The organism is Streptomyces sp. NPDC059456 (assembly GCF_042750055.1).
In the GTDB taxonomy this organism is placed as follows: Bacteria; Actinomycetota; Actinomycetes; order Streptomycetales; family Streptomycetaceae; genus Streptomyces.
The window spans coordinates 1-6,533 of record NZ_JBHYVA010000485.1; the positions used below are offsets into that span (position 1 = coordinate 1).

At 74.8% G+C, this 6,533-nt stretch carries 4 protein-coding genes and 1 tRNA gene; all 5 read right to left on the reverse strand.

The genetic code is table 11. From position 1 onward, the window contains the following. Positions 1-133 precede the first annotated feature (133 nt). Positions 134-286 carry a thiocillin family RiPP gene (locus tag ACFXA3_RS31070; protein ID WP_385192103.1) on the reverse strand — a complete coding sequence of 51 codons (153 nt, stop codon included), beginning with the start codon at positions 284-286 and terminating at the stop codon, positions 134-136. A 345-nt stretch (positions 287-631) separates the two neighbouring features. Then, positions 632-705, reverse strand: a tRNA-Thr gene (locus tag ACFXA3_RS31075). A 118-nt stretch (positions 706-823) separates the two neighbouring features. After that, positions 824-2,392: an alpha/beta hydrolase gene (locus ACFXA3_RS31080; protein WP_385192105.1), complete on the reverse strand. Its 1,569-nt coding sequence runs from the start codon at positions 2,390-2,392 to the stop codon at positions 824-826. A gap of 159 nt (positions 2,393-2,551) precedes the next feature. Next, positions 2,552-3,763 carry a DNA polymerase III subunit delta' gene (locus ACFXA3_RS31085; protein ID WP_385192108.1) on the reverse strand — a complete coding sequence of 404 codons (1,212 nt, stop codon included), beginning with the start codon at positions 3,761-3,763 and terminating at the stop codon, positions 2,552-2,554. A 110-nt stretch (positions 3,764-3,873) separates the two neighbouring features. Then, positions 3,874-6,533, reverse strand: a 2,660-nt coding sequence (tmk, locus tag ACFXA3_RS31090) for a dTMP kinase (RefSeq protein ID WP_385192111.1), incomplete at its 5' end; no start/stop codon positions are given.

Below are 6,533 nucleotides of genomic sequence, written 5' to 3' on the forward strand. Positions count from 1 at the left end.
CCCCACACTCTCTCACACCCCCACCCCCTGACCCAACCAACCCACCACAAACACCCGCAGCCAACCTACCTATCCCCGGCCCTGGGGGGGTGGGCGGGGGCCCCCCGGCCCCCCCGGCACCATGAGGCTCCGGTCAGTGGGAGCCGAAGGTACCGGCGCTGCTCGCGGGGCAACCGGCGGTGCTCGCCGTGCCGAGGGTGCCCGCACCGCTGACCTCGGTGAGGTCCTCGATGGTGACCTCCTCGACGATGTTCTGGCCGAGCTCGGAGATGATGTTGTTCTCCACGATTCCTCCTTGATGGAAATACGGCGCGCCTTGGATAAGCCGCCTGGAATCACTGGAACGGTCGCAGAAAACAGCGTCCCGAAAAGAGACACCACTCCCCTGCACCCGCATCCTTCCGAGAATCCGCGCAGGCAGAATCAGGAATCGCATAGCGCCGTTCCGTCAACTGCAGGAGGTTCCGGCCAGTGATCTGAAGTATTTCTAACAAGCCTCCGGGCCGGCACCAAGCAAAGCGCGGAAGAAGAAGAATGGAAACCCGCTTCGGGGCCGGGCGGGCACGCGGCGCCCGATCGGGGAAAAGCAAAAGCCCCAGGTCACGGCGAGTGAGTCCTGGGGCTTCCACAGAGCCGCCTTCGGGATTCGAACCCGAGACCTACGCATTACGAGTGCGTTGCTCTGGCCAACTGAGCTAAGGCGGCACCGCTGGGCAGACAAGCGTTCCCTCGGAGGGGAGCTCTCATCAGCAGCGGCGCCAAGTCTACAGGCTCGAACGGGGTGCCCCGAACCACGTTGTTGCAGGGTCCGCGGCGGCGGCCGTCAGGCGCACTTCTTGCCGTCCTTCGGCGGTGTCCCCTCCAGCAGGTACGTGTTGATCGCCGTGTCGATGCAGGTGCTGCCGCGGCCATACGCCGTGTGCCCGTCGCCGTCGTACGTGAGCAGGACACCGGAGTCGAGCTGCTTCGCCAGCGCCTGCGCCCACTTGTACGGGGTCGCGGGGTCCCGGATCGTGCCGACCACCACGATCGGCGGGGCGCCCTTCGCGGCCAGCGCGCCCGCCGTTCCGGTGGCCTTCACCGGCCAGTAAGCGCAGTTCAGCGAGGCCCAGGCCAGGCCCGCGCCGAACACCGGCGACGCCTTCTCGAAGGAGGGCAGGGCCGCCTCGACGGCCTTCGGGCCGTCGAAGGCCGGGGGCTGGTCCAGACAGTTCACGGCGGCGTTCGCGAACATCAGGTTCGCGTACTTCCCGTCCGGCTCGCGCTCGTAGTAACTGTCGGCGAGGCCGAGGAGGCCGGACCCGTCGCCGTTCATCGCCGAGGCCAGCGCCTCGCGCAGCTGCGGCCAGGCGCTCTCGTCGTACAGCGCCGCGATCACCCCGGTCGTGGCCAGGGACTCGCCCAGCGGGCGGTCCGGGTCGCCGCTGGGCACCGGCTGGGCGTCGACCTTGCGGAAGAACTCCTGGAGCCGGTCCGCGATCGCCTCCGGGCTGCCCTTGCCGAGCGGGCAGTCGGGCTGCTTCGCACAGTCCTTCGCGAAGGAGCGCAGGGCCGTCTCGAAGCCGCCGGTCTGGTCCCGGTTCATTTCGAGCGCCGGCCGGGAGGGGTCCATGGCGCCGTCCAGGACGAGCCGGCCGACCCGGCCGGGGAAGAGGTCCGCGTACGTCGCCCCGAGGAGCGTGCCGTACGAGGCCCCGACGTACGTCAGCTTCTCGTCGCCCAGCACGGCACGGAGCACGTCCATGTCGCGGGCGGCCTCGACGGTGGAGACGTGCGGCAGGACCCGCGCCGAGCGGGCCTGGCAGCCGGCGGCGAACTCCTTGAACGCGGTCACCAGCTCGGCCTGCTCCGCCGCGTTGTCCGGCGTCTGGTCCACCTGCGTGAACTTGTCCATCTCCGGGCCGGTCAGGCACTGCACCGGGCTGCTGCGGTCCACCCCGCGCGGGTCGAAGGAGACCATGTCGTACTGGGCGCGGACGGCCGCCGGATAGCCGATGCCCGCGTACGCCTGGAGGTATCCGATGCCGGAGCCGCCCGGCCCGCCCGGGTTGACCACGAGGGAGCCCAGCCGCTTGCCGGGTCCCGTGGCCTGGCGGCGGGCCACGGCGATGTCGATGTCCTGGCCCGACTCGGGGTGCGCGTAGTCCAGCGGGGCCTTCATCGTGGCGCACTGGAACCCGGGGACACCGCAGTCGCGCCAGCTCAGCTTCTGCTCGTAGTAGGGGCGCAGCGCCGTCGGGACCGCGGTCGGGGTGGCGGACGGTGCGGTGCCCCCCGTCGAGGAGGCGGCCGCCCGGGTTCCCCCCGATCCGGCCGAGGTGCACCCGGAGAGCAGCAGCCCGGCGGCTGCGATCACGGTTCCGGTGGTACGCAGCAGGCGACTGGTGTCCATCCTCGGAGCCTACGTGCTGACGGGCGGCCCGGCCGGGCGGGCGGAAGCCGGCCCGGCGCCCCCGGCCCGCGGGCGCGCCGCGGCCCCGCCCGGAACCCGCCGGGCCCGGCACGACCCCGCCGGATCGCTCATACGGATGAAGCGGTCAACGTACGGCGGTCAGCCCGCGCGCAGCGCCATCGTCATCGCCTCGACCGCGAGGAGCGGGGCCACGTTGCGGTCCAGGGCCTCGCGGCAGGCGATGATCGCTTCGATCCGGCGCAGGGTGCGCTCCGGTCCGCACGCGCGGGCGATCCGGTCGAGGTCGGCCCGTACGTCCTCGTTCGCGATCGCCAGCGAGGAGCCGAGCTGGAGCGCCAGCACGTCCCGGTAGAAGCCCGTGAGGTCCGTCAGCGCCAGGTCGAGGGTGTCGCGCTGGGTGCGGGTGCGGCGGCGCTTCTGCCGGTCTTCGAGTTCCTTCATCACGCCCGCCGTGCCGCGCGGCATCCGGCCGCCCGTTCCGGCCCCGGCGCCGAGCGCGGCCCTCAGGTCCTCGGTCTCCTTCGTGTCGACCTCCTCCGCGACCTGCTTGGCGTCCTCGGCTGCGGTGTCGACCAGCTCCTGGGCGGCCTTGAGGCAGCCGCCCACGTCGTCGACCCGGAGCGGGAGCTTCAGTACGGCGGCACGCCGGGCCCGGGCGGACTCGTCCTGGGCGAGCCGGCGGGCCCGGCCGATGTGGCCCTGGGTCGCGCGGGCGACGGCCGCGGCGACGGCGGGCTCGATCCCGTCGCGCCGGACCAGCACGTCGGCGACGGCGTCGACGGGCGGGGTGCGCAGGGTCAGGTGGCGGCAGCGGGAGCGGATGGTGGGCAGCACGTCCTCCAGCGAGGGCGCGCACAGCAGCCACACGGTCCGCGGAGCGGGCTCCTCCACGGCCTTGAGGAGGACGTTGCCCGCGCCCTCGGTCAGCCGGTCGGCGTCCTCCAGGACGATGACCTGCCAGCGGCCCACGGCCGGGGAGAGCTGCGCCCGGCGGACCAGGTCGCGGGTCTCCTTCACGCCGATGGACAGCAGGTCCGTACGGACGAACTCCACGTCGGCGTGCGTGCCGACCACGGTGGTGTGGCAGCCGTCGCAGAACCCGCAGCCCGGTTCGCCCCCGAGGGCGCGGTCGGGGCTGGTGCACTGCAGTGCGGCCGCGAAGGCACGGGCGGCGGTGGCCCGCCCGGAGCCGGGCGGGCCGGTGAACAGCCAGGCGTGCGTCATCTTGGACGCGGCGGGCGGCGGCGAGCCGGCCTCGACGGCGGTGACGAGGGCGTCGGCGTCCCGGGCGGCCGCGGCGAGCTGCGCCTGCACCCGCTCCTGGCCCACCAGGTCGTCCCATACGGGCATGCCGCCCACCGCCTTTCACCGGCCGTCTTCGCCGGCCGTCCGTACCGCTCGCACTCGTCCTGCCCTGCCCTGCCCTGCCCCAGTGTGGCCGGCGCCACTGACAATCCCCGTCAGCGGCGGCGCGGACCGCCCTCTTCGTCCTCGTCGTCCCGGCGCGGGCCGAGCAGTTCGTCCGCCAGGGTCGGCAGATCGTCCAGTGGGGTCTCCTCGGCCCAGGCGGGCCGCGGCCGGTCCTGCCGGGCCGGGCGGCCCTGCTGCTGCCCGCCCGGGCGGCCGTCCTCGCCGAAGACCGGCAGCTCGCGCGTCACGTCGTCGCCGGAGTCCCGGAAGATGCCCGGCGGCACCCGGTCGGCCGGGCTCTCCTCCGGGCGCCGGGCGGTGGGCCGGACGGCGGAGTGGGCCTGCCCGGTGGGGGCCTGCCCGGCCGGGGGGCTCGTACGGGACGGCCGTACGGGCGGCAGGACCGCCGTCTCGTCGGTCGCACCGGCCGGCGGCACCGCCGGCAGCACCGAGGTCTCCGCCGCCGGGTCCACCTTCGGCACCGGCACCGTCTGCGTCACGTCGTCCGGCTGGACGACCCGCTTGGCCAGCGGGGTCTCCACCGTCACGGCGTCGTCCGGCAGCGGCTCCTTGGTCATCGGCACCCTGGGAGCGGGAGCCACCGGTTCCGGGGCGGGGGCGGGCATCGGCGCGGGAGCGGGAGCCGCCGCGGCCGCCGCGGCCTGGGCAGCCGCAGCCTGGGCGGCCGCCGCAGCCGCCGAGGCCTCCGCCAGCCGGCGCGCCTCCTCGGCGCGCAGCAGGGCCTCCTCGGCCCGCCGCTGCTTCTCCAGCCGCCGCTCCTCGGCCTCGGCACGCAGCCGGGCCTCCTCCTCCGCCTGCTTGCGCAGCCGCTCCTGCTCCGCCGCGCGGGCCTTCTCCTCCGCCTCCCGGCGCAGCCGCTCGGCCTCGGCCCGGGCACGGGCCTCCTCTTCGGCGCGCAGCCGCTCCTCCTCCGCCCTGCGGGCGGCCTCGGCCTCGGCCTTGATCCGGGCGGCTTCCGCCTCGGCCTTCAGCCGGGCTTCCTCCTCGGCCCGCAGCCGCTCTTCCTCGGCCTTGCGCGCCGCCTCTTCCTCGGCCCTGCGCCGGGCCTCCTCCTCGGCCTTGCGCCGGGCCTCGGCCTGGGCGGCCACCTCGGCCTCCGAGAGCGGGAGCATCCGGTCCAGGCGGTGGCGCACGACGGTGGTGACGGACTGCGGGTCCTGGCCGGCGTCGACCACCAGGTAGCGCCCGGGGTCGGCCGCGGCCAGCGTCAGGAAGCCGGCCCGCACCCGCTGGTGGAACTCGGCCGGCTCCGACTCCAGCCGGTCCGGGGCCTCCGTGAACCGCTCGCGCGCCGTCTCGGGCGATACGTCGAGCAGGACGGTCAGGTTCGGGACGAGCCCGTCGGTGGCCCAGCGCGAGATCCGGGCGATCTCGGTCGGCGACAGGTCGCGGCCGGCGCCCTGGTAGGCAACCGAGGAGTCGATGTAGCGGTCGGAGATGACGACCGCGCCGCGCTCCAGGGCGGGCCGCACGACGGTGTCCACGTGCTCCGCGCGGTCGGCGGCGTACAGCAGGGCCTCGGCACGGTTCGACAGCCCGGCCGAGGAGACGTCGAGCAGGATCGAGCGGAGCCGCTTGCCGACCGGGGTGGCCCCCGGCTCGCGCGTCACGACGACCTCGTGGCCCTTGCCCCGTATCCAGTCGGCCAGCGCCTCGACCTGCGTCGACTTGCCGGCGCCGTCGCCGCCCTCCAGGGCGATGAAGAACCCGGCGTCGGACGCGGCCTGCACCGGCTCCCCGCCGCGCAGCGCATCGCGCAGGTCGCGGCGCAGCGGTACGCCGCTGCGGTCGTCGGCCTTGGCGAGCACCACGACGGCGACGGGCAGCAGCAGGGCGCCCACCAGCATCAGGGTGAAGGCCGCGCCGCCGTGCTCGAAGACGACGCCCCCGCCCGCCAGCCGGTGCGGGCCGATCGCCGCGGCCAGGACCGGGGCGAGGACGGCGCCGATGCCCACGGCCACCCGGACGACGGCCTGCAGGTGCTCGGTGACCCGGGCCCGGCGGAACTCCTCGGTCTCCTGGTCCAGCAGGGTGTGCCCGGTGTTGGCGGCCACGCCCGCGGCGGTGCCGGCGAGCAGCGACAGGAACAGCACGGTCGCCGTGTCGGGGACGAGCCCGGACAGCAGCAGCGCCAGCCCGGCCACGGCGATCGCCAGGGCCAGCAGCCGGCGCCGGGAGAGCGCGGGCAGGACCTTGCCGGCCTGGGTGGCGCGGATGCCGAGGGCGGTGCCGCCCAGCAGGGCCAGGACGAGCAGGGCGAAGGTGGCCGGGCCGCCGCCCAGGTCGAAGGCCTGGAGGACGGCCACGGCCGCGGCACCGGCCACGGCTCCGGCGACGGCGGCGCAGGCCAGGACGAGCAGCGGGACGGCCCCCGTACGGCCCTTCTCCGGGCGGTCTCCCGTCCTGGGGGCCCGCAGCCCCTCCAGCGGGGAGCGCGGGCGCGGGGTCTTCGTCGTGGGCAGCACGAGCGGGAGCAGCAGCGAGACCGACGCCGCGAACAGGCCTGAGGCCACGTACGAGCCGAGGGCGGCCTGGTTCGCGGCGAACCAGTCCACGCCGAGGCCTAGGACCTTGCCGACCAGGGTCGCGGCGAGCAGCACGGCGGCGGCGACGGGCATGGCGGCGAAGCTTGTGCGCAGGGTCAGCCGGCGCAGCGTGTCGAGGTGGTCCGGCAGCGGCCGTACGGCCG